The 23,939-nt window shown below is 71.9% G+C and carries 23 protein-coding genes and 1 tRNA gene; 16 read left to right on the plus strand and 8 right to left on the minus strand.

Annotated features, from left to right (window positions below):
• The first annotated feature begins 150 nt into the window (after positions 1-150).
• The 5 genes from CYL12_RS15570 to CYL12_RS15590 all read left to right on the plus strand — a co-directional run bounded on the left by CYL12_RS15570 (position 151) and on the right by CYL12_RS15590 (position 6,033).
• Entirely contained in the window at positions 151-1,131 is a 981-nt protein-coding gene (locus CYL12_RS15570) for a glycosyltransferase family 2 protein (RefSeq protein WP_101848396.1), read from the plus strand.
• Positions 1,128-2,489, plus strand: coding sequence for a polysialyltransferase family glycosyltransferase (locus CYL12_RS15575; protein WP_101848397.1), 1,362 nt, complete (start codon positions 1,128-1,130; stop codon positions 2,487-2,489). The genes CYL12_RS15570 and CYL12_RS15575 overlap by 4 nt, the downstream gene beginning before the upstream one ends.
• A gap of 14 nt (positions 2,490-2,503) precedes the next feature.
• Positions 2,504-3,664, plus strand: a complete 1,161-nt coding sequence (locus CYL12_RS15580) for an acylneuraminate cytidylyltransferase (RefSeq protein WP_101848398.1) — start codon at positions 2,504-2,506, stop codon at positions 3,662-3,664.
• Between the two features lie 93 nt (positions 3,665-3,757).
• Entirely contained in the window at positions 3,758-4,630 is an 873-nt protein-coding gene (locus CYL12_RS15585) for an N-acetylneuraminate synthase family protein (RefSeq protein WP_101848399.1), read from the plus strand.
• Positions 4,627-6,033 (plus strand): DUF6716 putative glycosyltransferase, encoded by a 1,407-nt coding sequence (locus tag CYL12_RS15590; RefSeq protein WP_101848400.1) that lies wholly within the window; start codon positions 4,627-4,629, stop codon positions 6,031-6,033. The genes CYL12_RS15585 and CYL12_RS15590 overlap by 4 nt, the downstream gene beginning before the upstream one ends.
• A gap of 19 nt (positions 6,034-6,052) precedes the next feature.
• Here CYL12_RS15590 and CYL12_RS15595 read toward each other — a convergent pair whose 3' ends face one another.
• The 3 genes from CYL12_RS15595 to CYL12_RS15605 form a co-directional block, all read right to left on the minus strand.
• Positions 6,053-6,919 (minus strand): SDR family oxidoreductase, encoded by an 867-nt coding sequence (locus tag CYL12_RS15595; RefSeq protein WP_101848401.1) that lies wholly within the window; start codon positions 6,917-6,919, stop codon positions 6,053-6,055.
• Between the two features lie 141 nt (positions 6,920-7,060).
• Complete coding sequence (locus CYL12_RS15600; protein WP_101848402.1) at positions 7,061-7,843, minus strand: ABC transporter permease; 783 nt, start codon at positions 7,841-7,843, stop codon at positions 7,061-7,063.
• Positions 7,840-8,886: an ABC transporter ATP-binding protein gene (locus CYL12_RS15605; protein ID WP_101848403.1), complete on the minus strand. Its 1,047-nt coding sequence runs from the start codon at positions 8,884-8,886 to the stop codon at positions 7,840-7,842. The genes CYL12_RS15600 and CYL12_RS15605 overlap by 4 nt, the downstream gene beginning before the upstream one ends.
• A gap of 63 nt (positions 8,887-8,949) precedes the next feature.
• Here CYL12_RS15605 and CYL12_RS15610 point away from each other — a divergent pair, with 63 nt between their 5' ends.
• The 3 genes from CYL12_RS15610 to arfB all read left to right on the plus strand — a co-directional run bounded on the left by CYL12_RS15610 (position 8,950) and on the right by arfB (position 10,556).
• Complete coding sequence (locus CYL12_RS15610; RefSeq protein WP_101848404.1) at positions 8,950-9,942, plus strand: helix-turn-helix transcriptional regulator; 993 nt, start codon at positions 8,950-8,952, stop codon at positions 9,940-9,942.
• A 59-nt stretch (positions 9,943-10,001) separates the two neighbouring features.
• A tRNA-Met gene (locus CYL12_RS17265) sits at positions 10,002-10,077 on the plus strand.
• 38 nt (positions 10,078-10,115) lie between these two features.
• A complete protein-coding gene (arfB, locus tag CYL12_RS15615; RefSeq protein ID WP_101848405.1) occupies positions 10,116-10,556 on the plus strand; it encodes an alternative ribosome rescue aminoacyl-tRNA hydrolase ArfB in 441 nt (146 codons plus the stop codon).
• On the opposite strand, the gene CYL12_RS15620 is transcribed toward arfB, so the two are convergent.
• On the minus strand, positions 10,522-11,187 hold the full coding sequence (locus CYL12_RS15620; protein ID WP_101848406.1) for a TetR/AcrR family transcriptional regulator: 666 nt from the start codon (positions 11,185-11,187) through the stop codon (positions 10,522-10,524). The genes arfB and CYL12_RS15620 overlap by 35 nt on opposite strands.
• A gap of 70 nt (positions 11,188-11,257) precedes the next feature.
• Here CYL12_RS15620 and CYL12_RS15625 point away from each other — a divergent pair, with 70 nt between their 5' ends.
• A complete protein-coding gene (locus CYL12_RS15625; RefSeq protein ID WP_233486774.1) occupies positions 11,258-12,532 on the plus strand; it encodes an MFS transporter in 1,275 nt (424 codons plus the stop codon).
• A 38-nt stretch (positions 12,533-12,570) separates the two neighbouring features.
• Here the strand turns inward: CYL12_RS15625 and CYL12_RS15630 are convergent, their stop codons facing one another.
• From CYL12_RS15630 to CYL12_RS15640, 3 genes are all read right to left on the minus strand, one after another.
• Positions 12,571-14,643: a bifunctional lysylphosphatidylglycerol flippase/synthetase MprF gene (locus CYL12_RS15630; RefSeq protein WP_101848850.1), complete on the minus strand. Its 2,073-nt coding sequence runs from the start codon at positions 14,641-14,643 to the stop codon at positions 12,571-12,573.
• 50 nt (positions 14,644-14,693) lie between these two features.
• Positions 14,694-15,347 carry a DsbA family protein gene (locus tag CYL12_RS15635; protein ID WP_101848408.1) on the minus strand — a complete coding sequence of 218 codons (654 nt, stop codon included), beginning with the start codon at positions 15,345-15,347 and terminating at the stop codon, positions 14,694-14,696.
• 64 nt (positions 15,348-15,411) lie between these two features.
• Positions 15,412-15,837: a hypothetical protein gene (locus CYL12_RS15640; RefSeq protein ID WP_101848409.1), complete on the minus strand. Its 426-nt coding sequence runs from the start codon at positions 15,835-15,837 to the stop codon at positions 15,412-15,414.
• Between the two features lie 74 nt (positions 15,838-15,911).
• On the opposite strand from CYL12_RS15640, the gene CYL12_RS15645 reads away from it, so the two are divergent.
• From CYL12_RS15645 to CYL12_RS15655, 3 genes are read left to right on the plus strand one after another with little or no spacing between them, the layout of a single operon-like run.
• Positions 15,912-16,262 carry a PLD nuclease N-terminal domain-containing protein gene (locus CYL12_RS15645; RefSeq protein ID WP_101848410.1) on the plus strand — a complete coding sequence of 117 codons (351 nt, stop codon included), beginning with the start codon at positions 15,912-15,914 and terminating at the stop codon, positions 16,260-16,262.
• 14 nt (positions 16,263-16,276) lie between these two features.
• Entirely contained in the window at positions 16,277-17,926 is a 1,650-nt protein-coding gene (menD, locus tag CYL12_RS15650) for a 2-succinyl-5-enolpyruvyl-6-hydroxy-3-cyclohexene-1-carboxylic-acid synthase (RefSeq protein ID WP_101848851.1), read from the plus strand.
• Between the two features lie 16 nt (positions 17,927-17,942).
• Positions 17,943-18,785, plus strand: coding sequence for a polyphosphate kinase 2 family protein (locus tag CYL12_RS15655; RefSeq protein ID WP_101848411.1), 843 nt, complete (start codon positions 17,943-17,945; stop codon positions 18,783-18,785).
• A gap of 12 nt (positions 18,786-18,797) precedes the next feature.
• Here CYL12_RS15655 and CYL12_RS15660 read toward each other — a convergent pair whose 3' ends face one another.
• Positions 18,798-20,051: an isochorismate synthase gene (locus CYL12_RS15660; RefSeq protein WP_101848412.1), complete on the minus strand. Its 1,254-nt coding sequence runs from the start codon at positions 20,049-20,051 to the stop codon at positions 18,798-18,800.
• 35 nt (positions 20,052-20,086) lie between these two features.
• Here CYL12_RS15660 and CYL12_RS15665 point away from each other — a divergent pair, with 35 nt between their 5' ends.
• The 4 genes from CYL12_RS15665 to CYL12_RS15680 are packed head-to-tail and all read left to right on the plus strand — an operon-like array spanning position 20,087 to position 23,903.
• A complete protein-coding gene (locus CYL12_RS15665; protein WP_101848413.1) occupies positions 20,087-20,650 on the plus strand; it encodes a DUF402 domain-containing protein in 564 nt (187 codons plus the stop codon).
• Positions 20,647-21,366, plus strand: coding sequence for a class I SAM-dependent methyltransferase (locus tag CYL12_RS15670; protein WP_101848414.1), 720 nt, complete (start codon positions 20,647-20,649; stop codon positions 21,364-21,366). The genes CYL12_RS15665 and CYL12_RS15670 overlap by 4 nt, the downstream gene beginning before the upstream one ends.
• Positions 21,367-21,409: 43 nt before the next feature.
• Entirely contained in the window at positions 21,410-22,471 is a 1,062-nt protein-coding gene (locus CYL12_RS15675; RefSeq protein ID WP_101848415.1) for a polyprenyl synthetase family protein, read from the plus strand.
• A gap of 58 nt (positions 22,472-22,529) precedes the next feature.
• Positions 22,530-23,903 carry an FAD-dependent oxidoreductase gene (locus tag CYL12_RS15680; protein WP_101848416.1) on the plus strand — a complete coding sequence of 458 codons (1,374 nt, stop codon included), beginning with the start codon at positions 22,530-22,532 and terminating at the stop codon, positions 23,901-23,903.
• Positions 23,904-23,939: the final 36 nt, after the last annotated feature.

Consider the following 23,939-nt stretch of genomic DNA (forward strand, 5'->3'; position numbering starts at 1 on the left):
CAGTGCAACGCACTGGGGGTGTGGCTCGTTCGGGTGCGGGCCACACCTCAGCGTTCCGCTCGGGGCGTCACCGGGCGTTCACCGCGCGGTCGCCCTCCGGCCACCGGCGCCTGTCACGATGACGAACCCATCGCTCACCCCGGGAGCTCCGTGCGCACGCCCCTCGTCACCGTCATCCTGCCTGCGAAGGACGCCGGTCCGTACATCGGCACCACGCTGGAGACCCTCATGCGGCAGTTCGACGACCCCGCGGCGCTCAAGGTCGTGGCCATCGACGACGGCTCGATCGACGACACCGGCGCGCTCATGGCGGATTACGCGTCACGCTTCCGCCACGTCGAGGTGCTGCGGAATCCCGAGCCGCTCGGCCTCGCGACGGCGCGCAATCAGGGTCTCGCCCACGTCGAGGGCGACGCCTTCTGCTTCATCGACGGCGACGACTGGATGCAGCCGCGGCGCCTCGCCGTCCTCGCCGCGCACCTGCAGGAGCTCCGGTGCGACTTCCTCCGGACGGATCACGTCACCGTCACCGGGACCCGGCGCGCCGTCGTGCGGGCGCCGTACCCATGGCGGGAGCGGGTGGTGTCGCCGCGGGAGGCCATCCTCCCGGTCGATGAACCGAGCATGGTGGACTATCCGTACGCGTGGGCGGGCCTGTTCCACCGCCGCGTCCTCGACCGGGGACTGGCGGCATTCCCCGACGGGCTGTTCACTGCGGAGGACCGCCCCTGGATCTGGCGCCTGCACTTGGAGGCGGACTCGTTCGCGGTGGTCGATGCGCCGGCGCTGCTCTACCGGCGGGGGGTCGAGACCTCGCTCACGCAGGTGCACGACCGCCGACAGCTCGACTTCGTCACGGCCATGGCGCAGGTGATCGGCCTCGTCCGCGCGGACCGGGACGCCGAACTCCTCCTCCCGAAGGCCGTATGGACGGCGCTCGCCCTCAGCGCACACCATCTGGTGCGCTCGCGGCGGATGCCTCCGCCGTCGCGGCGCGAGATGCGGAGCCGCATCCGTGCGCTGCTCCGAGAGCTCCCCGCCGCCGAGGTCTCCGCGGTCCTCGCCCGCCTCGACGGTCCCCGCCGCCGGGTGCTCGCTCGCAGCCTGCGGAGCGGGGGTCACACGACATGACCCGGCTCTTCGCCCTGCACAGCGCGTATGGGCTCGCGACCGCGGCGGCCGCCATCGACGCGGGCCTGCTCGAGACGGGGACAGACCGAGACGGTCGGACGGTCGAGCGCGTTCTCGTGCCTTTCACCTCGTCCCGCGTCCCGGAGACCGTCGTCGGTATCGACGCCGATCCCGCGCTGCATTCCCTCCGTGCGCGGTTCGATCGCGTGGAGCCGTTGGCGGACGTTCTCGGGCCCCTGCACCCCAGCGCCTGGCAGCCGACCGAGACGGACCTTCCCGTGATGGGGCGCCTGCTCACACGGGCGTGGAATCTCGACCCGAGGGAGCTCGAACTCTTCGTCCAGAGTCCGCAGGTCGCGCCCGCCCGTACGCTCCTGTCGCTGTTCCCGGAGGCGCGGGTGACCATCGTCGGCGACGGCCTGATGACCTACGCGCCGATGCGGGTACGGCTGCCGCATGCGGTCTCGGCTCGGATCGAGCGGGTCGTGTACGCCGATGTCGTTCCCGGGGTACGTCCCCTCGTCGCCGCTCCGTACGCCGCGCCCGCGCCGGTGCCGCCGGACTGGTTCGCTGCGGCGCTGCGGGAGACGGGCGGGGCGGAGACGGGGGTCGCGGCGGGGCCGGCGACCGTGCTCGTGCTCGGACAGTACCTCTCGGCACTCGGCCTCATGACCCCCGCCGAGGAGCTCGCGCTCCAGCAACGCCTCATCGACCGGGCCGGCGCAGAGCGCCCGGAGCGGATCGTCTTCAAACCCCACCCGGCGGCACCCCCGCAGCTCGTCGGCGCCGTCCGCGCGCACGCGGAGCGCCGGGGGCTGTCGTTCGTGGAGGACCGCAGCCGCCTCCCCGCCGAGCTCCTCGCGGAGCGGCTCGATGCGCGGGCGGTCGTGGCGACCTTCTCGACCGCGCTGCCGACCGTCCACACCCTGTTCGGGCGGAGGATCGGCGCCGCGGGCACGGTGGACCTGTTGCGCACCCTCGCCCCCGTGGAGAACAGCAACCGCGTCCCCCTCGTGATCGTCGACGCGCTCACTCGGCCGCACGCGCCGTACGCCGACCCGGATCGGCTGCAGCTCCTCCTGGACGCGGTCGGCTACACGATGCAGCCGGAGATCGCGGGGCATCTCCGCCCCCGAGCCGAGGAGCTGCTGCAGGACCTCGACGACGAGGAACGATGCCGGTACTTCTCCGCGGAGCGGCTGGGTGCGCTCGGCCTCTCCGGCGGGCGCGGGCCGACGGGCGTGCGGGGCCTGCTCACCCCGCGCGGCGGCGTGGGACGGATCGAGGAGTGGCGGTTGACGGCCGTCGGCGCCCGGCGCCGCGTCGGGCGTGCCTGGCGGGAGATCCGCGGACGATGACAAGGAGACACGACATGCCCGAGAATCGACCGGCGACGGTGGCGATCATCCCGGCGCGCGGCGGGTCGAAGCAGATCCCGCGGAAGAACCTGGAACGCGTGGGTGGTGTCCCGCTCGTGGTCCGGGCCGTGCACGCGGCGCAGCAGGCGGCCGGCATCGATGCCGTGGCGGTCTCGACCGACGACGACGAGATCGCTGCGGTGGCCGAGGCAGCGGGTGCGTGCGTGATCCGCCGCCCCGCAGAGCTCTCCGGCGACACCGCATCCTCGGAGGCGGCCATCCTCCATGCGCTCGATGAGCTCGAGCGTGCGGGCGACCGCTTCGAGGTCGTCGCCTTCCTGCAGGCCACGTCGCCCTTCCTTCCGAGCGCGGCGCTGTCCCACGCCGTCGCCGACGTGCGCCAGGGGCGGGCCGACAGCGTGTTCTCCGCGATGGAGACCTATGGCTTCCTCTGGAGTCGCAGAGCGGACGGCACAGCGGAGGCGATCAACCACGAGGCCGAGCACCGCCCCCGTCGCCAGGACCGCGAGCCCCACTACCTGGAGACCGGCGCCTTCTATGTGTTCCGCGCCGATGGGTTCCGTACCCACCGGCACCGCTTCTTCGGCCGGATCGGGATCGCTCGCGTCACGGAGGAGACCGCGATCGAGATCGACGACGCCGCCCAGCTGCAGGCGGCGCGCGCTCTCGCCGTCCTCCACGAGCAGCCGGAACGCGTGCCCGTCCGCGCCGTGGTCACGGACTTCGACGGAGTGCACACGGACGACACCGCGATCATCGACGCCGAGGGTGGAGAACGGGTGCGGGTCAGCCGGGAGGACGGCATGGGCGTCGCGATGCTGCGGCGGGCGGGGGTGCCGCTGCTCATCCTCTCCACCGAGGTGAACACCGTGGTGCGGGCCCGCGCGGACAAGCTTCGCGTCCCGGTGCTGCACGGCGTCGACGACAAGGAGTCGGCCCTGCGGCAGTGGGCGAGCGAGCAGGACGTGCCCCTCGCAGAGATCGCCTACCTCGGCAACGACGTCAACGACCTTCCCGCCATGCGGATCGTGGGGTGGCCGGTCGCCGTCGCGAACGCGCACCCGCTCGTTCGTGCGGAGGCGCGCGTCGTGCTGGGGCGGCGAGGCGGCGACGGGGCCGTGCGGGAGCTCGTCGAACGGGTGTTGTCGAGCTGACCGCCCCCGGTAACCGTCCGGTCCACCGGCGTTCACCCGCGGCCCGTACTCAGGAAGGACGGGGTGGTTGACCGTTCGACGACCGGAGGAATCATGACTGTCAGCATCGGATCGCACGTGATCGGCGGCGGCCGTCCCGCCTACGTCATCGCGGAGATCGGCCTCAACCACAACGGCGACGTCGACATCGCCAAGCGGCTGATCGACGTCGCGGCCCGAGCCGGCGCCGACGCGGTGAAGTTCCAGAAGCGCACGCCCGAGATCGCCACCCCGGAGCACATGCGCGACGTGCCGCGGGAGACGCCGTGGGGCACGATGAGCTACCTCGATTACCGGCGCCGGGTGGAGTTCGGCCGTGACGAGTACGTCGAGATCGGCGATCACGCGACGATGCAGGGCCTGGACTGGTTCGCCTCGCCGTGGGACGTGCCGAGCGTCGCCTTCCTCGAAGACCTCAACGTCGTGGCGCACAAGGTGGCCTCGGCGAGCCTGACCGACACGGAGCTGCTCCTCGCGCTGCGGGAGACCGGGAAGCCCATCATCCTCTCGACGGGCATGTCGACCATGGAACAGATCGACCGGGCGCTGGACACGCTCGGCACCGACCGGGTCGTCCTCATGCACGCGACCTCGACGTATCCGCTGGAGCCGGAAGAGGCGAACCTCCGGGTGATCGCGACGCTGCGGGACCGCTACCCCGGGATCCCCGTCGGCTACTCGGGACACGAGCGCGGCCTGCAGATCTCGCTCGCCGCAGTCGCGATGGGAGCCGTCGCCGTGGAGCGCCACATCACGCTGGACCGGACGATGTGGGGTTCCGACCACGCGGCGTCACTGGAGCCCGGCGGCCTGGAGCACCTGGTCCGCGACATCCGGGTGATCGAGAGTGCCGTCGGCGACGGGGTCAAGCGCGTGTTCGACAGTGAGCGGGCGCCGATGGCCAAGCTCCGCCGCGTGCCGGCATGACCGACGGCGCCGGGATGCGCGTCGTGGCCATCGCGGACGCCGACTCCTTCGTGAAGTGGGCGGCGTCGCTGCTGGGGTCCGTGCCCGGCCTGCAGCCGCAGCTCGTGCTGGTGCGCACGCCGCTGACGGTGAGCGCAGCCCAGGAACGCGCCGCGCTGGCGGGGACCGGGCTCGGCGTCGGTGACGTCACGCGGCTCGACTTCGACCGCGTGGCCGACTGGCTGGAGGCTCAGCGTCCCGATGTCGTGCTGCTCGCCGGCCGGGGGCCGTTCGTCCGGCTCCTCGGACGGGTCGTCGATGCGCTGCCGCATCGCCCGGTGACCGTCTCCGGGCTCCCCGGCATGGCCATCCCGGCGCAGCGCGGCGCGCTCGACTACCGACGGCACACCGACCTCATGATCGTGCACTCGCACCGTGAGCGCCGCGCCTTCGCCGAACTTGCGGAGCGCATCGGCGTGCGGACGCCTTTCGCCCTGGCGACGCTGCCATTCGCACGGGGCCGGGAGCGGTGGGGCGGCGATCGTCTCCGGGAGTCTGCGGCGGCCGCGGTGCTCGCCGGTCGCCCCGGTGGCGTCGCCCTGGCGGAGCGTCCGGAGGAGCGCATACCGGCCCCCGTCCGGCGCCCCGGGGCGACGGACGTCGTCTTCGCGGCGCAGGCGCTCGTCCCTGCGCGCCCGGAGGAGCGTGCTGAGATCGCCGCCGTGCTCGTGCGCGCGGCGGAGGCCGACCCGGCGCGCCGGATCGTCGTGAAGCTGCGGTCGCGGCCGGGGGAGGCCGAGACGCACCTCGACCGCGACCCCTACACCCGGCTCTTCGACGGGAGGCGCCCCGCGAACCTCGTGTTCTCGCACGCGCCCATGGCGACCGCCCTCGAGTCCGCAGCCGGTCTGGTCACGGTGAGCTCGACCGCGGCGGTCGAGGCTCTGGCGCACGGAGTGCCCGTGATCGCCCTCGACCGTTTCGGGGTGCAGAAGAGCCTGCTGAACACGGTCTTCATCGGCAGCGGTCTGCTGGGCGGTGCGGGCGAGGTCGTCGCCGGCCGGTTCCGGCGCGCGCACCCGGCCTGGCTGCGCGACAACTACTTCCACCCCGAGGCCGAGTCGGACTGGTGGGATCGGGTGCAGGATCTCGTGGCGCTGCGCCGGGCCGGTGCTCTCCCGCATCGCGCGGTGCCGGCGGCGCGCGGCGGTGCCTGGCACGAGGCCTGGCATCGCGCGAGCGTGCTCGGCCGCGTGGATCGCACTCTGACCGGTCGTCTTGCGCTCGCGGCGGGCGTCCCTGCCACGCGCGCGCTCTCCGCCCTGCGCGCAGGGCGCCGTCAGACCGGCCAGAGCACCTGGACCGACCCGACGACGGACTACACGCTGGAGCCGAACCCGTTCCAGGACTCGATCCGGCGATGAGCGGAGGGCACGCCGGCGGTCACACCGTGCGCCAGTCGTGACTCTCGATCGCTGCACCCGCCTGCGGGCCCATCTGCAGCATGCCGCCGTCGATCACGACCGAGGCCCCCGAGATGTAGGCGGCCTCGGGCGAGGCGAGGAAGGCGATCAGCGCGGCGACCTCGCGGGCATCGCCGGGGCGTCCGAGCGGGATCCCCGGACGGTCCTCGGAGTGCGGGTCGGTGTCGGTCTGGCCGGTCATCGGTGTCGCGATCTCGCCAGGGGCCACGCTCACGGCGCTGATCCCGTAGCGGCCGAGTTCCAGCGCGAGGTTCTTCATGAGCCCGCCGAGACCGTGCTTCGCCGTGTCGTATGCGCTCGCCCCGACCATCGGCTGGTGCTCGTGCACGCTGGTCACGGAGATGAGGCGTCCGCCACGCCCCGCGGCGACCATGGCGCGGGCCGCCCGCTGCAGGCAGACGAAGGCGCCGGTGAGGTCGGTGTCGAGCACGCGGTTCCAGTCGTCGAGCGTCACGTCCAGGAACGGGGTCTGGAGTCCGGCCCCGGCGTTGTTGACGAACACGTCCACGCCGCCGAGTTCCGCGATGAGCCCGTCGACAACATCGCCGCACGCCGGGATGTCGGAGACGTCGAGCTGCGTCACCACCGCACGGGCGCCGTGACTACGTACCTCGTCCGCGGTCTCCTGGGCGCCGGCCTCGTCGCTGTGCCACGTGATGCCCACGTCGATACCGGCCGCTGCGAGAGCGACGGCGGTCGCGCGGCCGATGCCGGAGTCGGCACCGGTCACGATCGCGCGGCGGGCCTCGGCCTCCAGGCGTGCCTGCGGCTCTCCGGCCTCGGCCAGCGGGGTCGGGGTCTTGTCGTTGTGCTGAGATTCGGACATGTCAGCCTCCTGCTCGAACGTCATCGGTGCGAGCGACGGTACGGGGAGGGACGGGAGCGGTCGAACCGGTTGACGACGAGCGGCGGCGACGCTAGCGGGATGGGGTGCCGCCGTGGAGGGCGGCGGCACCCGCGTCCGAGCTCAGCTGCTTCGGCGGATCGCTCTCACGCCGACCGCGAGGCCCACCACGGCGACCGCCAGGGCGGAGACCCAGCCCCACAGCACCGTGACGTCGCCGAGATCGCCCGCGAAGAGGGCGCGCTCGGCCTGCACGACCCAGTTCACCGGGTTGATCGAGGCGACGGCGCGCATCCAGTCCGGAGCCGCGTCGAGGGGGAGCAGCATTCCGGACAGGATCAGCAGGGGGAAGATCAGGGACTGCTGCACGCCCCAGAACAGCCACTCGCGATCCTTCGTCGCCAGAGCCAGCGAGTACGAGAGCGAGCCGAGGCCCACGCCGAAGACGGCGAGCAGCGCGAGACCGATGAGCAGGCCGGGGATGTCGGCGGCGAAGCCGAACGGCCAGGCGATCAGCACGATGATCAGGGCCTGCACGACGATCGGGGCGATCTCCTTCAGCGCGCGACCGACGAGCAGCGAGGATCGCGCCAGCGGGGCCACGAGCGTGCGCTCGTGCGACCCGGTCATCATCTCGTACTGCAGGTTCGACCCGGTCGAGCCGGTGCCGAACAGCACGATCATCACGAGGACGCCCGGGACGAACCAGGCCAGCGTCTCCCCGGCCGGACGCCCGGAGTCGCCGATCAGGAGCGGAGCGAACAGGCCGAGGAAGATGAGCGGCTGGAGCAGGCTGAAGATCAGCGTGAACGGGTCGCGGAGCACGGGCTTGAGCTCCCTGGTCAGCACGTTCCTGGTGTCGCGCGCGAGGTTCGGGCGCACAAGGGTGTCGGTGGCGATGGTCATGAGCGGGCTCCTGTCGTGCTGTTCTGGGAGGCGGCGGGCGCCGCTTCCATGGCGGATGCCTCATCCGCGGCATCCGTGCCCTCTCCGGCTTCACGCAGGGTGCGGCCGGTGAGGGCGAGGAAGACGTCGTCCAGGGTGGGCGGCACCCCCGTCGCGCGGCGGACCAGGATGCCGGCGCCGTCGAGCTCGCGCACGATCACCGGGAGCAGGCGGTCGCCGTCCGGAACCGCGAGCGACACGGCGGCCCCGTCGATCGTGACCTCGGCCGTGCTGAGCCGGGCGACCACGGCACGGGCGCGCTCCGCCTCCGCGGCATCCGCGAACCCGAAGGTCAGCACGTCCCCGGCGAGTGTCGCCTTGAGGGAGGCCGCGTCGTCGTCGGCGATGATGCGTCCCCTGTCCATGACCATCACGCGCTCGGCGTAGCGGTCGGCCTCCTCCAGGTAGTGCGTGGTGAGGAACACCGTGGTGCCGTGCTGGGTGCGCAGGTCGAGGATGTGCTCCCAGAGGTTCGCCCGACTCTGCGGGTCGAGTCCGGTGGACGGCTCGTCGAGGAAGATGAGCGGCGGCGCGTGCATGAGCCCGAGCGCGATATCGAGTCGACGCTTCTGCCCGCCGCTGAGCTGCTGGACGGTGCGCGTGGCGAACGACGTGAGGTCGAGCGACTCGATGAGCTCGTCCGCCCGGCGCGCGCTGTCCCGCTTCGACATCCCGTAGAAGGCGCCCTGGCTCAGCAGCTCATCACGGACGCGCTGAGAGAAGCTGCCGCTGGTGAGTTGTCCAACGTAGCCGATGCGGGCCCGTACCCCCGCCGCGTCGGTATGGATGTCGTGACCGACGACGCGGGCGGATCCGGACGTCGGTGGGATCAGCGTGGTCAGCATCCGCAGGGTCGTCGACTTGCCGGCGCCGTTCGGGCCGAGGAATGCGACGAGCTCTCCGCGGACGGCGGTGAAGGAGACGTCGGTCACGGCATGGACCGGGGTCTTCTTGACGGTGAAGGTCTTGGTGAGGCCTTCGGTCTGGATGAGGGGTTCGTTCATGACCGCGAGCGTAGAAGCAAACCAGGACAGATCCTGTCCGCGATATCTGGCAGTCTGGCGAACATGAGCGACACCACCACGCGAGCCCTCGCCCTGCTCAACCTGCTGCAGACGCATCGGCATTGGCCGGGAACCGAGCTCGCCGCGCGCCTCGGCGTCACCGAGCGCACCGTCCGGCGCGACGTCGATCGGCTCCGCGAGCTCGGATATCGCGTCGAGTCGTCACCGGGAGCCGCCGGCGGGTATCGGCTGGAAGCCGGGAGCGCCGTCCCGCCACTGCTGCTCACCGACGACGAAGCCGTGACCATGGCCATCGGCCTGCGGGTCGCCGCGACGCAACAGGTCGTCGGGGGCGCGGAGGTCACGCTCACCGCGCTCGCCAAACTCGAGCAGGTCCTGCCGTCGGCGCTGCGACAGCGTGTGAACGCGCTCGCGGCCTCCGTGCGCCCGCCGCGCATCGGCGACGCCCCCGCTGTCTCGCCCGTGGTGATCGGTGAGGTCGCCTTGGCGACGCGGGACGCCGAACGCCTGAGGTTGCGCTACGTCGACGGGGAGGGGACAGAGAGCGTGCGCCGGGTCGAACCGCACGCCCTCGCGCCCGCCGGCCGCCGATGGTTCCTGCTGTGCTGGGATCTCGACCGCGGCGACTGGCGGACGTTCCGGGTCGATCGGATCGCGGCGGTGGAGCACACGCGGGTGCTCTTCACGCGGAGGCCTCTGACCGAGGAGGAGATCGAGGAGCGGGTCCTCATCGCCTCGTCATGGTCTCCGCAGAAGATCGAGACGGACGCCGTGATGGACCTGCCGCTCGCCGAGATGCAGGCGCGTTTCGGACCGTGGTCGCAGGGCGCGACGGCAGAGGACGCTCAGCGGACGCGCTGGCCGGTCGGCGGTTCGGACTGGCGCGAGGCGATGTACGGGCTGCTCTGGATCCCCGCGGGTGTCGAGTACACGACGAGCTTCCCGGAGCCGCACCGGTCGGAGTTGCGCGAGGCGGTGCAGCGTCTCCTGCGAGCGCTCGACGCCTCGCCCTCCGCGTCATCCGGCGACTCATAGTGTTATCCCAGGCAACGGTCCTGGTGGGGATGATCACGGCCGGGTAACGTCGACCCCATCGCGGCGATCCGGGCGGTCCCGGGCCCCGGCTCATATCCGGAGGCGTTGCGGGTTCGACTCCCGCCGTCGCGTCCACTCGCTCCTCGCAGCCGCTCATCCCGGATGATGGAGGCATGCCTTCCGCCCCTCGCCCCGGACTCCGGGTCTCCGCGGGACTGACGATCCCGGAGTCCGAACTGTCGTGGCGGTTCTCCCGATCGTCGGGGCCCGGCGGTCAGGGCGTGAACACCACCGACTCCCGGGTCGAGCTGGTGTGGGATGCGGCGCACTCCGCGGCCTTGTCATCGACGCAGCGCGACCGGATCCTGGAGCGGCTCCGCGGACGACTGGTCGACGGCGTGCTGACGATCGCCGCGTCCGAGCACCGCGCGCAGCTGCGCAATCGGGAAGCGGCGCGGGAGAGGCTCGCCGCGCTCGTCGCGGAGGCGATGCGTCCGCCGGCGCCGGCCCGGCGGGCGACGAAGCCGAGTCGGGGATCGAAGGAGCGGCGGCTGACGGCGAAGCACCGCCGCACCGACGTCAAGAGCTTGCGACGGCGCCCCCGCGAGGACTGACGTCCGCCGGCCGCTCTGCGCTCGGCGAGCCGGTGAGCCGCTCCTCGATCGGGGCCCAGCCGTGCTCGAGGAGCGCGGAGCCGGCGTCGAGCACCTCCTGCTGGTCGTCGCTCTCGGTGACGAGGATCTGCATCTGCAGGACGAACCGCGCGTACACCCGGACCTCGGGGGTGGGGGTCGGGATGCCGAGCTCGTCGGCGATGGCCGCGGCGAGCGCATCCTCATGGCGCAGCCACATCTTCGACGCGTAGTCGCGGAGCGCCGGCGTCTCGTTGAGGAAGCGCAGGAAGACGCGGGCCACGTCGTCGCCGTGCTCGTCGAGGTTGGCGCCGACCTCGGCCGCGTAGAAGTCGTGGATGGCCCGATTGATCGTCACGCCGGTCGGCCGCTCGCGCACCGCCGAGACGAGGCGATCGCGCTGCTCGTCGTCCTCGTCGAAGACGAGCGCCTCCTTCTGCGGGAAGTGGGCGAACACGGTGGTGGGGGAGACGTCGGCGGCGTCGGCGACCTCACGGATGCTCACGTTGTCGAATCCGCGCTCCAGGAACATCCGGGTGGCCACGTCGGAGATGTTCTTGCGGGTCGCGGCCTTCTTGCGCTCGCGGCGGCCCGGGGGTGGGGGCGTCGTCATGCGGCCACCCTATCGTGGACTCGACCAGAAACTGTATTGACACCAAAACTGGTATCGCTACACTTTCGGTATGACTTCACCTTATCTCCCTGTTCGCGGCGCCGGCCGCGCCTGGGTCATGCTCGTCGTCCTGACGATGCTCACGGTCATCGGCATGACCGTCGTTCTGCCGGTGCTGCCGTTCGTCGTGCTGCAGTACGTCGACCACGAGCACGACCTGGCGCTCTGGGTCGGCGTGCTGGAAGCGGTCAACGGCCTGTGCGCCTTCCTCGCCGCACCGCTCCTCGGGCGGCTCTCCGACCGGTTCGGGCGGCGACCCGTCATCATCGTCGCGGCGTTCGGCGCGGCCTTCTCCATGGCGCTGTTCGGCATGGGCGGGGCGATCTGGGTCCTCGTGCTCGCCCGCGTGATCCAAGGGCTGACGGCGGGAGACCTCCCCGCGCTTTTCGCCTACCTCGCCGACATCACGCCGCCCGAGAAGCGGGCGCAGCGTTTCGGGCTCCTCGGCGCGCTGACCGGGGTCGGCACCATGATCGGCCCCGCCATCGGCGGCCTGCTCGCGGCGATCGATCTGCGCCTGCCCGTGTTCCTCACCGCGGCGGTCGGGCTCACGATCGCGGTCCTCAGCATCTTCCTGCTGCCGGAGAGCCTGCGGCCGGAGAACCGCATCACCCGGACCGCTCTCCGCGACGTCCAGCCGTTCGGCGTGTTCCGTACCGCGTTCGGTCGGCCCGAGCTCCGCGGGCTGATGATCGCGTTCGCACTGCTCGCGCTGCCGTTCGGCTTCTTCGTGAACAACTTCAGCGTGCTGGCCCTCGACGCCATCCAGTGGGGGCCGACGCAGATCGGCCTGCTCACGGCAGGCGTGGGCATCATCGACATCCTCATCCAGGGGGTGCTGCTCGGCTTCCTGCTGCCGAGGATGGGGGAGCGCGGCGTGATCGTCAGCGCCATCACCGCACAGGCGATCGGTCTCGCCGGTCTCGCGGTCGTGGCCTCGCTGCTCGCCCAGCCGTGGCTCTTCATCGTCGGCGCGCTCCTGCTCGCCGCCGGTCAGGGCGCGGCGCAGGCTGCGATGGACGGGGCGATGTCCAACGCCGTCGGCGACGACGAGCAGGGCTGGCTCGGAGGTGCCACGCAGTCCCTCAACGCCGCGATGGGTACGATCGCCCCGTTGATCGCGGCCGCCCTGTACACCGCGGTCAGCCATGCCGCGCCGTACTGGCTGGGCGTCGGGATCATGGTCGCCGCCGCACTCGTCGTCGCACGGGCGCACATCGCGAACACGGCGAAGCGTGAGCCGCGGGCGCAGGACGCCGTCGGGGTGGCCGAAGCGCGGGTCTGAGCCGAGGAGCCCGGTGCAGCGTCGAGGGTCCGCGGGGGTCAGCGCTCCCCGCGGACGAGCTCCACTCCCGCCCCGGCGAATTGCCGCAGCGTGGCGTCGGGGAGGAAGGCCCGGGTGAGCGCTCCGCCGATGCGGGTGAGGTCGCTCTCGTCGCGGAAGAGGAGGTACATGGTCTCGTAGCGGGGGTGGAACTTCTCCTTGAACCGGTGCAGCGAGCGGAAGCCGTACACGGGCTCGAGCGCGTCGGCGAGCCGTTCGCTCAATGCGGCGATCACGCCGGCGTCCGGCGGGTAGTCGTGCGCGAGCGGCGCACCGGAGAGGGACATGAACTCCGCGCCCTCCTCGGAGAACTGCTGCGCGGAGGCGCCGATCAGATACTCCATCACCGGTCCGAAACCGCCCTCGTGGCGTCGCATGAGGTCGAGGGTCCATCCGCGCACCACCCCGCCCTCCCCGTACACGGGCAGCCAGGAGAGGAAGCCGTCGACGTCGCCGTTCGGCGCGATCGCGAGGGCCAGCCGCACCTCGCGGTCTTCCGCCTCCTCCAGGGTTCCCAGAGTGAATCGCATCTCCGGGAGGTCCTTGTCGCCGACCCACGCCTCGGAGATGGCACGCAGCTGCTGCCGGAGGCCCCAGGTCTCCGCGGCGAGGTGGGTGAGCCGGAAAGTCATCTGCTCCCGCCCCGCCCGGTTGAGGGAGGTGCGCACCGGTTGCCAGCGCTTGCCCGTGAAGGTGAGGCCGGGGAGGTCGACGATCGTGTCGTCGGCCACGACGAGGCTGCGCCACGTCTCCGGGACCGCCGCCCTCGTCGCCTCGTCCGCACTGAAGAAGCACGGCACGAGGCCGGCGTCCTCTGCGGTCCGGATGAAATCGCGCACGGCCGCCGCGCGAGATTCCGCCGGGCCGATCGGGTCGGCGAGGGCCAGGGCGACGCCGTTGCGGCGCTGATACGCCACGATCCCGCCGTCCACGCGGGCGTAGCTGTTCCCCTCCCACGTCGTCATCCAGGAGAGGGTCCCCCCGCCGTGCGCGTGCAGCGCGTCGCGGAGCTCGTCGACCGCCGGCGCGGGCTGCCGGCCGAGCGCAGTCGAGCGGCGCGCGCGGAACGCCCGGCGCACCGCGATCAAGTACAGGAGCACCAAAGCCCAGAGCACGCCCGTGGCGAGCGTGAGCTCGGTCTCCGCGTCGATCACGGTCTCGAGCTGCGCCTCGCTCGTGAGGATGATGAGGACGAGCACGAGAGTCGCGGCCAGCACGTTGAGGGGACCGAGCACGACGGCGACGACCCAGGCCCAGCGGCGACCGCGCCCCAGGCCGTTCGCGATGAGCAGGATCACCGCGACGTCGATCGCCGTGTCGAAGAACCCACCGGAGACGGGGTCCGTGGGGCCGAACGGGCCGTCGGTCGGCACGAGGACCGTGATGACCTCGATGGCGACGAGGACGAGCACCGCCATCACGGCGATCAGCCGCTGCTCCCGCACGGTCGTGCGCCGCACGCGGAGGCTGCGGTCCACGAAGAGGATGAGCAGCACCGCGAACAGGTGCTCCAGATCGGCGAGCTTTCCCCAGAACATCATCGCGACGAACACGAACCCGAGCAGCACCAGCCACGCCCGCACCCGCCACGGCGGACGGAACAGTCCGACGGCGGCGGCAATGCACGCCATGGTGCCGCCGGACGCCCCGACGTCGAGCGCCTGGGCCTGAGTCTGCGCCCACGCCCACGGCAGCTGCGACACCAGCAGCAAGAACAGAGCGGTCGCGAAGATCGCGAAGAGCTGTCCGACGGCGAAGTAGGCGAGGGCGACCCGGGTGCCGCGGCGGTGCTCCAGGTAGCCCATGCCCCAGAAGCCGGCGATGGTGAAGAGGTACACCCAGGGCTCGTTGACGAAGAACGTCCCCGTGACCGGCGTCCACCACTTGCCCTCGGCCAGGCTCGGCAGCCCGTAGGCGACGGTGGGAAAGAGGTCGGAGTCCTCGAACGGCCGCCACAGCCCCTGCCAGACCACGCCCGTGAGCAGGACGAGCCCGATCACCGTCAGCGTCGCCGGCGTGCTTCGCAGCGCCCCGAGCAGGAGACGGGCCGGCGAGGGACGCTCCGAGGTCATGCGCTCAGCGTAGAGGTGGGGCCGCCGCGCGGGCGACCCCACCGCGGGGATCACTCGGCGACAGCCTCCGCGATCGCCTCCTCCAGGTCGTTCCACTCGACGAGCTCGACCTTCTCGCCGTCGACGAAGAACGTCGGCGTGCTGGTCACGCCGAGGCGTTCGCCGTCGCGCTTGTCCTGCTGCACGCGGGCGAGGGTCGCCGGATCCGCGACCGCGGCGTCGTAGGCGGCCATGTCCAGCCCGAGTTCGGCGGCGAAGGCGCGGAACACTTCGGGTGTCTCCGCGGACTGCTCGCCCCACTGCGCCTGCGTCTCGAACAGGCGGTGGAACATCTCCTCATAGCGGCCCTGCTGTGCGGCGGCCTCGGCGGCCAGTGCTGCCTGGGTCGAGTTCACGTGCCCGGGCAGCGGGAAATACCGGGTGACGTAGCGGATGTCCCCGTCGTAGGTCGCGCGCAGCTCCTCCACGATCGGGTAGAAGGCGCCGCAGGCCTCGCACTCGAAGTCGAGGAACTCGACGACGGTGACGGCGCCGGGGCCGCCCTCGTCGAGCACGTGCGAGTCGGTACGGACGGTGGGCAGCTTCTCGCCGGCCTCGGGATCGGGCTGCGCGGACTGCTGGCTGAGGGCGTAGACGATGCCGGCGACGAGCAGCACGACGGCGACGGCGAGGGCGATCAGGGCCGCCTTGACGGGGGTCTTCATGGGGTCTCCAAACACGGGGGATACGACGAGGGATGCCGCGGAGGCGGCCGGGGCCGGCGTCGGATCAGGTGCGGGAGATGGAGAGCTGGGTGAGCGAGACCGTCGGGAGGAGCGGGCGGGGGCCGGCGCGGAGGGGTGCGGTCACCCGGGGGAGCAGGCCGCGGAGACGGCGACCGCTGCGGGTGCGCAGCCGCCGGAAGAGGAGGACGAGCGCGACGCAGCAGAGGGCCGCCATCGCGCAGGCCGCGGCGTCGGCGGCGAGGTCCGCCGATGCGGTCTCGACGACGGGGCCGGCGGTCGCCGTGGCATCGACGGGCTGCGAGACGCCGGGGGCGAGGCACAGGGTGGCATGCGCATCCGCCGAGCCGTGCGAGGCGGACCAGGCGCCGACGACGAGGAGGAGCGCGAGGCCGACGGCGATCATGATCCGGCTCCGCAGGATCCGCTCGGCGCGCGCTCGCGGCGTCGGGACGGAGGCGAGGGGCGGCATGTCCCGCGCAGTCTAGCAAGGGGGCCTTTGCCGCCCCCGGGCCTGACCGGCCCCGACATGCCTAGACTGGAGGGGTGGCGAGACTACTGATCATCGGCGGCTTCCTCGCCGCCGTGTTCTGGGTGTACAGCATCGTCGACTGCGCCGTGCAGCCGGCGACGCGGCACCGGGGTGTGCCCAAGGCCGCCTGGGTGGCCATCGTCGTCCTCATCCCCGTCATCGGCGGGATCCTCTGGTTCGTCATCGGCCGCCGCCGGGCGAACGACCAGGGTGTGCCGCGCACCGTCGCTCCCGACGACGACCCCGCGTTCCTCCGCAGCATCAGCAAGGCGGAGCAGGACGCCCGGATCCGTCGTCTCGAGGAGGAGCTCGCCCGCCTCGACGAGGAGACCGACGAGCCGCCCGCCGCGGATCCGCGCCCGTGACGTCGTCGCCGGCGATGGAGGCCGCGGCCTCCCTGTTCGCCGACCTCGTCGCCCACGGCGTCCGCGACGTGGTCCTCAGCCCGGGGTCGCGCTCGCAGGCCCTCGCGCTCGCCGCCGCAGCCTTCGCCGAAGAGGGCGCGCTCCGCGTGCACGTGCGCATCGACGAGCGGGTCGCCGGATTCACCGCCCTGGGCATCGCCAGGGAGACCCGCGTCCCCGTCGCGGTCGTGTGCACCAGCGGCACGGCTGTCGCGAACCTCCTCCCCGCCACGATGGAGGCGTTCCACTCCGGAGTGCCGCTGCTGCTGCTCACCGCGGATCGACCTCCGGAGCTGCGCGGGGTCGGTGCGAACCAGGCCACCGTCCAGGACGGTCTGTTCCATCCCTGGGTCCGCGCGCAGCTCGACGCACCCGTCCCCGGGGACGGTGAGTGGGACGGCCTCGCCGCGCGCGTCGTCGCCGTCGCGCTGGGCGCGGCGGATGCCCCGTCCGGCCTTCCCGGCGTCGCCGGACCGGTGCACCTGAACCTGCCCTCCCGGGAACCGCTCTCCGGCGCGATGCCAGTGCGGGCGCTGACACCGGGGGAGGCGCCGCGCGCAGCGGAGGGGGAGGCGTTCCCGCTGGAGCGCGGGCCGCGCACGGTGGTCCTCGCGGGCGCGGATGCCGGCGCGGACGCCGAGGAGATCGCCCACGCGGGCGGATGGCCGCTCGTCGCCGAGATCGTCAGCGGTGCCCGGTTCGGACGGCAGATGGTGCACGGGTACCGCCCGTTGCTGTCCCGCGACGACCTCGGCGGACGTATCGAGCGGGCGGTCGTGCTCGGCCACCCGACGCTCAGCCGCGAGGCCGCGCGCCTGCTGTCCCGCCCGGACGTGGAGGTGATCGCGGTCCGGAAGGGCGGCGAGGAGCTGAACCTCAATCACCGCACGCGCGCCGTCGCGGCCGTCACGGTCGCCCCGGGGGAGACCGACCGGGAGTGGCTCGGCGCGTGGATGCGGGCCTCGGCCGACGAGGCCGTGGATCTCAGCGAGAACGCCCCGGACACCGAAGGCCTGTCTTCCACCGACTTCGCCGCGCGCCGTGACGCCGTGCGCGCGGAGCTCGACGCCGTACGTCGCCCGCTCGATCGGGAACGCCTCGTGGATGCGGTGTGGCGGGCCACCTGGCCGCACGACCGTCTCGTCTTCGGGTCGTCGCGGCTCGTCCGCGTCGCCGACGAGGTGCTCGGCGGCAAGAAGGTCCCCGTGCACGCCAACCGCGGCCTCGCCGGGATCGACGGCACGATCGCCACCGCCACGGGCATCGCCGTCGCGAGCCAGGCGGCAGGAGCACCGGGCGTCACCCGTGTGCTGCTCGGCGACCTCGCGTTCCTCCACGACGTCGGTGCGCTGCTGTTCCCCAGCGACGAGACGGAGCCGCGCCTCCAGGTCATCGTCGGCAACGATGGGGGAGGCACGATCTTCGACGGCCTGGAGGTCGCGGGCGCCGCGCCCACGGCACACCTCGATCGCATGTTCTACACGCCGCACGGGGTGCGCCTCGAGCACCTCGCCCTCGCGTACGGCTGGGAGTATCAGCGGGTCACCACACGGACCGCCCTCGACCAGGCGCTGACGACGCCGCGTGGCGGTCGCCAGATCATCGAGGTGCCGCTGCCGCGGTGACTGGCATCATGTGCGTATGAACGCGCACACCTGGACGCAGAACCTGCGGGTGCGGCCCGGCTTCCGCCTCGCCGACGTCGACCCGGAAAGCAAGCCCGGCTATGACCACGGAAAGGCTCGCGGGGTCACCGATCTCGACGCGGGCCTCGAACGTCTGAACGAGCTGCAGGAGCGGCTGTTCGCCGAAAGCCGAGTGGGCACGGCGCAGGACGCGGTGCTGCTCGTCCTGCAGGCGATGGACTCCGCGGGCAAGGGCGGCATCGTCCGGCACGTGGTCGGAGGCGTCGACCCGCAGGGCGTCGCGCTCGCCGCGTTCAAGGCGCCGACCGACGAGGAGCGGCAGCACGACTTCCTGTGGCGCGTCGAGAAGCGGCTGCCGGAGCCCGGATTCATCGGCGTCTTCGACCGCTCGCACTACGAGGACGTGCTCATCGGACGGGTGCGGCAGCTCGCCGACCCCGCCGAGATCGAGCGGCGCTACGACGCGATCAACGCGTTCGAGGAGCGGGTCGCGGCCTCCGGGGTCCGCATCGTGAAAGTCATGTTGCACATCTCACCGGAGGAGCAGAAGGCGCGGCTCATGGAGCGCCTGGAACGCCCGGACAAGCACTGGAAGTACAACCCGGGCGACGTCGACGAGCGGATGCTGTGGCCGCAGTACATGGAGGCGTATCAGACCGTCTTCGACCGGACGTCGACCGAGGCCGCGCCCTGGTATGTCGTGCCGGCGAACGCGAAGTGGTACGCGCGGCTGGCCGTGCAGGAGCTGCTGCTCGCCGCCCTCGAGGACATCGACCCGCAGTGGCCCGTCGCCACGTTCGACGTCGAGGCCGAGAAGAAGCGCCTGGCCGCGAGCTGACCGCCTCGGAACTCAGGCCAGCGCGTCGACGAGCGGGCGGAACTTCACGCGCGTCTCGAGGAGCTCGCTCTCCGGATCCGATCCGGCGACGATCCCCGCCCCGGCGTACGCGGTGACCGCGATCGCGTCGTCGGTCGCGGTGAACTGCGCGCAGCGCAGGGCGATGGCCCACTCGCCGTTGCCGTCCGCGTCGACCCAGCCGACCGGTCCGGCGTACCGCCCGCGGTCGAACGGCTCGAGGTCCCGGATGGCGGCGATGGCCGTGGGTGTCGGAGTGCCGGCGACAGCCGCGGTCGGGTGCAGGGCGCGCACGAGGTCGAGGGCCGAGCGGCCGTTCTCCAGCTCACCTTCCACATCGGTCGCGAGGTGGAAGAGGTTGGGCAGCTTGAGGAGGAACGGCTGCTCGCTCGCCGCCAGGGCCCTGGCGTACGGGCGGAGGGACGCGAGCACGCTCTGGACCGCGTACTGGTGCTCGTCGAGGTCCTTGGTGCTGGAGGCGAGGTGCGCGGATGCCGCGGTGTCCGCGTCGGCGTCGGCCCCGCGTCCGATCGTGCCGGCGAGCACGCGCGCGGTCACCGTCCTGTCCTGCACCGTGACGAGGGTCTCCGGGCTCGCGCCGATGAGTCCGTCGACGGCGAAGACCCAGGTGTCCGGATAGCCGGTCGCCAGCGCCCTGACCAGCCGCCGCAGGTCCGAGCCCGCCGGAATGGTGCCCTGAAGATCGCGGGCGAGGACGACCTTGCTGAGCTCGCCGTCCGCGATGCGGTCCAGCGCACCCCGCACGGCGTCCTGATAGCCCTGCGGACTCTGGGCACCAGGGCCGACCGTGCCGGCCCAGTGCGGGCCGTACTCGGCGGGCTCGACGGCACCGATGGCTCGCTCGTCGTCGGAGCGGCGGATGTGGGTCTCCCAGAAGCGGTCGCCGTGGCGGCCGAGGATCCGTGACGGGATCGTGAGCACGCTGTCGGCGTGCGAGTCCTCGTCGAAGGTGAAGGCCCCGAACGCGACGAGCCCGGTTCCCGGCAGCCGCAGCGGGTCGGTGACGTCGGCCTCCGCCGAGAGGCCCTGCCAGAGTGCCGCGAGGGCTTCGCCGCGGGTGCGTCCGTCTTCGGCCGGCGGACGGAGCTCGGCGAACGGCTCGCCCACCGCCACGATCCCGTCACCCCGGCGGAACCAGGCGAGCGGGTGGGCGGGGTCGGCGAAGGAGAGGAGGTCTTCGACCGGGTCGATCTCTCGGGTCTCCACGACCAGGGGGGTGTGCGGCACGGCTCCAGCCTATTCCGCGGACGTAGGGTGGGCGGATGAGCGATGCGCGTCCCGCAGCCGGTGCCGAGATGATCTTCCAGTGGCGCAAGTGGGACGGGTCGCCGCACTGGCGCCACGAGTGCGTGTACCTCGGTGCCGACCGCTGGGGCGACTGGGTGGGGCAGCCCGCCGGCTGGCACAGCGCACGCCCGGGCGCGGAGTTCCACGCGGCCACGCCGAACGTCACCCTCGTGCCGCCGACCGCCGACTTCGCGCTCACCGTCAATCGCCGGCACCCCCGGGGGATGCGGGTCTACATCGACCTCGGGTGGGACGTGCGGTGGTCGGAGGACCCGCTGATCGCCACCGGCATCGACATGGACCTCGACGTCGTGCGGGTGGAGGGCGAGCGCGGCACCTGGGTCGACGACCGCGACGAGTGGGCGGAGCACAGTGCCCACTACGGCTACCCGGCCACCGTCATGCGGCACCTGGAAGAGTTGGCGCTCGACCTGGAGACGAGGGTGAGGGAGCGCACGGCACCCTTCGACGACGCCACAGCTGATCCCTGGCTGGACCGGCTGGAAGCGCTGGAGCTCGCGCCTAGACTGGACGCGTGACCGCGAACGACAAGAACCGCGCCGATCTCGGCAAGGACCCCGCCCGCGTCAGCGGCATGTTCGACCAGGTCGCCGCCGGGTACGACCGCACGAACACCGCGATGACGTTCGGCAACGATGCGCTGTGGCGGGCCGCGACCACCCGCGCGGTCGCCCCGAAGCCGGGGGAGCGCATCCTCGATCTCGGCGCGGGCACGGCCTCCTCCTCCGCCTCCCTCGCCCGCAGCGGCGCGCAGGTCGTCGCGGCGGACTTCTCGCCCGGCATGCTCGCGGAGGGGCAGCGTCGCCACGGCGCGATGCGGAACCTCTCCTTCGTGCAGGCGGACGCGACGGCCCTGCCGTTCGCGGATGACGAGTTCGATGCGGTGACGATGTCCTACGCGCTGCGGAACGTGAACGACCCGAAGAAGGCGCTGCGCGAGCTCTACCGGGTGACCAAGCCCGGCGGCCGCCTCGTCATCAACGAGTTCTCCACCCCGCCGGGGAAGCTGTTCCGCGGGGCCTACCGGTTCTACAACGCACAGGTGCTCCCGCGCGTGGCTCGCGTCGCCGGCACGAACGGCGATGCCTACGACTATCTGAACGAGTCGATCCGCGACTGGCCCGACCAGAAGCGGCTGTCCGAATGGATCAGGGAGGCCGGCTGGCAGGACGTCGCCTACCGCAACCTCACCTTCGGCATCGTGGCCCTGCACCGGGCCCGCAAGCCCGCGTGACCCGGGCGCGAACGGCAGCACCCGGCGCAGGTAGGCTGGGAGCGTGACTTCGAGCCCCAGCGCCCCGGGATCGCGACTGGCGAGCCGTCTCGGCTTCAGCGATCGCGTCTTCATCGGCCCCGCCGCGCGTCGCATCGCCCGCACCATCGAGGATGGACTGGAGCTGGTGGAGACCGGGCTCGCGGATGACGTCCGCGTTGCCGACCCACTCGCCGACGCCGCCAGCCGCTACCTCTACGAGGCCGGTGGCAAGCGCATCCGCCCCGTGCTCACACTGCTCGCGGCCCAGCTCGGCGACGGCAACACCCGAGAGGTGATCGACGTCGCGAAGGCGCTGGAGATCACGCACCTCGGTTCGCTCTACCATGACGACGTCATGGACGGCGCCGACCGCCGCCGCGGCGTCCCCGCGGCGCAGACGGTGTGGGGCAACAACATCGCCATCCTCACCGGCGACATCCTCTTCTCGCGGGCCAGCCAGCTCATGTCGCGCCTCGGCGAGCGGGCCATCCGCCTTCAGGCCGACACGTTCGAGCGCCTCGTCCTCGGGCAGATGCACGAGACCCTCGGCCCGCAGCCGGACGACGACCCGATCGCGTTCTACATCCAGGTCCTCGCAGACAAGACCGGTTCCCTCATCGCGGCTGCGACCCAGGGCGGCGTGATCTTCTCGAACGCGCCCGCGGAATACGAGGAGCCGCTGCGCGTCTACGGCGAGAAGATCGGCGTGGCCTTCCAGCTCCTCGACGACGTGATCGACCTGTCCGCCAAGCCCGAGGAGACCGGCAAGGTTCCGGGCACCGACCTGCGCGCCGGCGTACCGACGATGCCGTACCTGCTGCTCAAGGCGGAGGGGGATGCGGGGGCCGCGGATCTCGCCGCCCGCATCGACGACGGCGTGGCGCTCATCGCCGACGGCGCCGACCCCGCCATCCTCGACGGACCGCTGGATGAGCTCCGCGACCACGCCGTCACCCAGAAGACCCTCGAGCTCGCCCACGCGTGGACGCAGGAGGCGATCGACGCCCTCACCGCCCTTCCGCGCGGCACCGTGCGCGAAGCGCTCACCCGATTCGCCGAGACCCTCGCCGAGCGCTCCAGCTGACACCGCGCACGGGCCGCGTGCCCGGGTGTCCGCCGCGACGGCACACGAAAGGACCTCCATGACCAAGCTGAGACTGGCCATCGTCGGCGCCGGCCCCGCGGGCATCTACGCCGCGGACATCCTGTTGAAGGCCGAGCGCAAGTTCGACGTGTCCATCGACCTGTTCGAGCAGCTCCCGGCCCCGTACGGCCTCGTCCGGTACGGCGTCGCCCCCGACCACCCCCGCATCAAGGGCATCATCACCGCTCTGCGCGACGTGCTCGACCGTGGCGACATCCGCCTCTTCGGCAACGTCCGGTTCGGCGAGGACATCACGCTCGACGACCTCAAGAAGCACTACAACGCGGTCATCTTCGCCACCGGGGCGATCCGTGACACGTCGCTGGACATCCCCGGCATCGACGCGGTGGGCTCCTACGGCGCCGCCGACTACGTGAGCTGGTTCGACGGACACCCCGACGTGCCGCGTGAATGGCCGCTGGACGCCGCCTCGGTGGCGGTCCTCGGCAACGGCAACGTCGCCCTCGACGTCTCCCGCATGCTCGCGAAGCATGCGGAGGACCTCCTCGTCACCGAGGTCCCCGAGAACGTGTACGAGGGACTCAAGGCGAGCGCCGTCACGGACGTGCACGTGTTCGGCCGCCGCGGCCCGGCCCAGGTGAAGTTCACGCCGCTGGAGCTCCGCGAGCTGGGGGAGCTGCGCGACGTCGACATGGTCGTCTACGACGAGGACTTCGACTACGACGAGGCCTCGAAGGACGCGGTCGCGAGCAACAAGCAGGTCATGGTCATCGACCGCATCCTGCAGTCGTGGCGCAAGCGCGACTCCGTCAACAATGCCGGCGGCGCCGCCTCGCGCCGTCTGCACCTGCACTTCTGGGCGCGCCCGGTCGAGGTCCGCACCGACGAGAACGGCCGCGTCGCGGCTCTCGTGTACGAGCGCACCCAGCCGGACGGCCAGGGCGGTGCGGTCGGCACCGGAGAGCTGCGCGAGGTGCCCGTGCAGGCGCTGTACCGCGCGATCGGGTACTTCGGCTCGCCGCTGCCCGGCGTCCCCTTCGACAAGAAGCACGGCGTCATCCCGAACCACGAGGGCCAGGTGCTCGCGAAGGACTCCAACGACCGCGTCCCCGGCGTGTACGCGACCGGCTGGATCAAGCGCGGCCCGGTCGGCCTCATCGGCCACACGAAGTCCGACGCCATGGAGACCGTCCGTCATCTCATCAACGACCAGGGCTCGTGGTGGCATCCCGAGGACCCGTCCGAGGAAGCCATCCCGGCGCTGCTCGCCGAGCGCGGCGTGGCCTGGACCGACCTCGAGGGCTGGCACCGTCTCGACGAGCACGAGATCGGCCTCGGCGCGCCGCAGGAGCGGGCGCGCGTGAAGGTCGTCCCGCGCGAGGAGATGGTGCGCGTCTCCCGCGGCGAGTGACGTCTTCCCGGCGCCGGGGCGTGCTCCCGGGCGCCG

Origin of the sequence: Zhihengliuella sp. ISTPL4 (genome assembly GCF_002848265.1) — a bacterium.
Classification (GTDB): domain Bacteria; phylum Actinomycetota; class Actinomycetes; order Actinomycetales; family Microbacteriaceae; genus Microbacterium.

Coding starts and splice junctions, on each gene's coding strand:
- CYL12_RS15575 (WP_101848397.1), top strand. CDS start 1,128: ATGACCCGGCTCTTCGCCCTGCACAGCGCGTATGGGCTCGCGACCGCG.
- CYL12_RS15580 (WP_101848398.1), top strand. CDS start 2,504: ATGCCCGAGAATCGACCGGCGACGGTGGCGATCATCCCGGCGCGCGGC.
- CYL12_RS15585 (WP_101848399.1), top strand. CDS start 3,758: ATGACTGTCAGCATCGGATCGCACGTGATCGGCGGCGGCCGTCCCGCC.
- CYL12_RS15590 (WP_101848400.1), top strand. CDS start 4,627: ATGACCGACGGCGCCGGGATGCGCGTCGTGGCCATCGCGGACGCCGAC.
- CYL12_RS15595 (WP_101848401.1), bottom strand. CDS start 6,919: ATGTCCGAATCTCAGCACAACGACAAGACCCCGACCCCGCTGGCCGAG.
- CYL12_RS15600 (WP_101848402.1), bottom strand. CDS start 7,843: ATGACCATCGCCACCGACACCCTTGTGCGCCCGAACCTCGCGCGCGAC.
- CYL12_RS15605 (WP_101848403.1), bottom strand. CDS start 8,886: ATGAACGAACCCCTCATCCAGACCGAAGGCCTCACCAAGACCTTCACC.
- CYL12_RS15610 (WP_101848404.1), top strand. CDS start 8,950: ATGAGCGACACCACCACGCGAGCCCTCGCCCTGCTCAACCTGCTGCAG.
- arfB (WP_101848405.1), top strand. CDS start 10,116: ATGCCTTCCGCCCCTCGCCCCGGACTCCGGGTCTCCGCGGGACTGACG.
- CYL12_RS15620 (WP_101848406.1), bottom strand. CDS start 11,187: ATGACGACGCCCCCACCCCCGGGCCGCCGCGAGCGCAAGAAGGCCGCG.
- CYL12_RS15625 (WP_233486774.1), top strand. CDS start 11,258: ATGACTTCACCTTATCTCCCTGTTCGCGGCGCCGGCCGCGCCTGGGTC.
- CYL12_RS15630 (WP_101848850.1), bottom strand. CDS start 14,643: ATGACCTCGGAGCGTCCCTCGCCGGCCCGTCTCCTGCTCGGGGCGCTG.
- CYL12_RS15635 (WP_101848408.1), bottom strand. CDS start 15,347: ATGAAGACCCCCGTCAAGGCGGCCCTGATCGCCCTCGCCGTCGCCGTC.
- CYL12_RS15640 (WP_101848409.1), bottom strand. CDS start 15,837: ATGCCGCCCCTCGCCTCCGTCCCGACGCCGCGAGCGCGCGCCGAGCGG.
- menD (WP_101848851.1), top strand. CDS start 16,277: ATGGAGGCCGCGGCCTCCCTGTTCGCCGACCTCGTCGCCCACGGCGTC.
- CYL12_RS15655 (WP_101848411.1), top strand. CDS start 17,943: ATGAACGCGCACACCTGGACGCAGAACCTGCGGGTGCGGCCCGGCTTC.
- CYL12_RS15665 (WP_101848413.1), top strand. CDS start 20,087: ATGAGCGATGCGCGTCCCGCAGCCGGTGCCGAGATGATCTTCCAGTGG.
- CYL12_RS15680 (WP_101848416.1), top strand. CDS start 22,530: ATGACCAAGCTGAGACTGGCCATCGTCGGCGCCGGCCCCGCGGGCATC.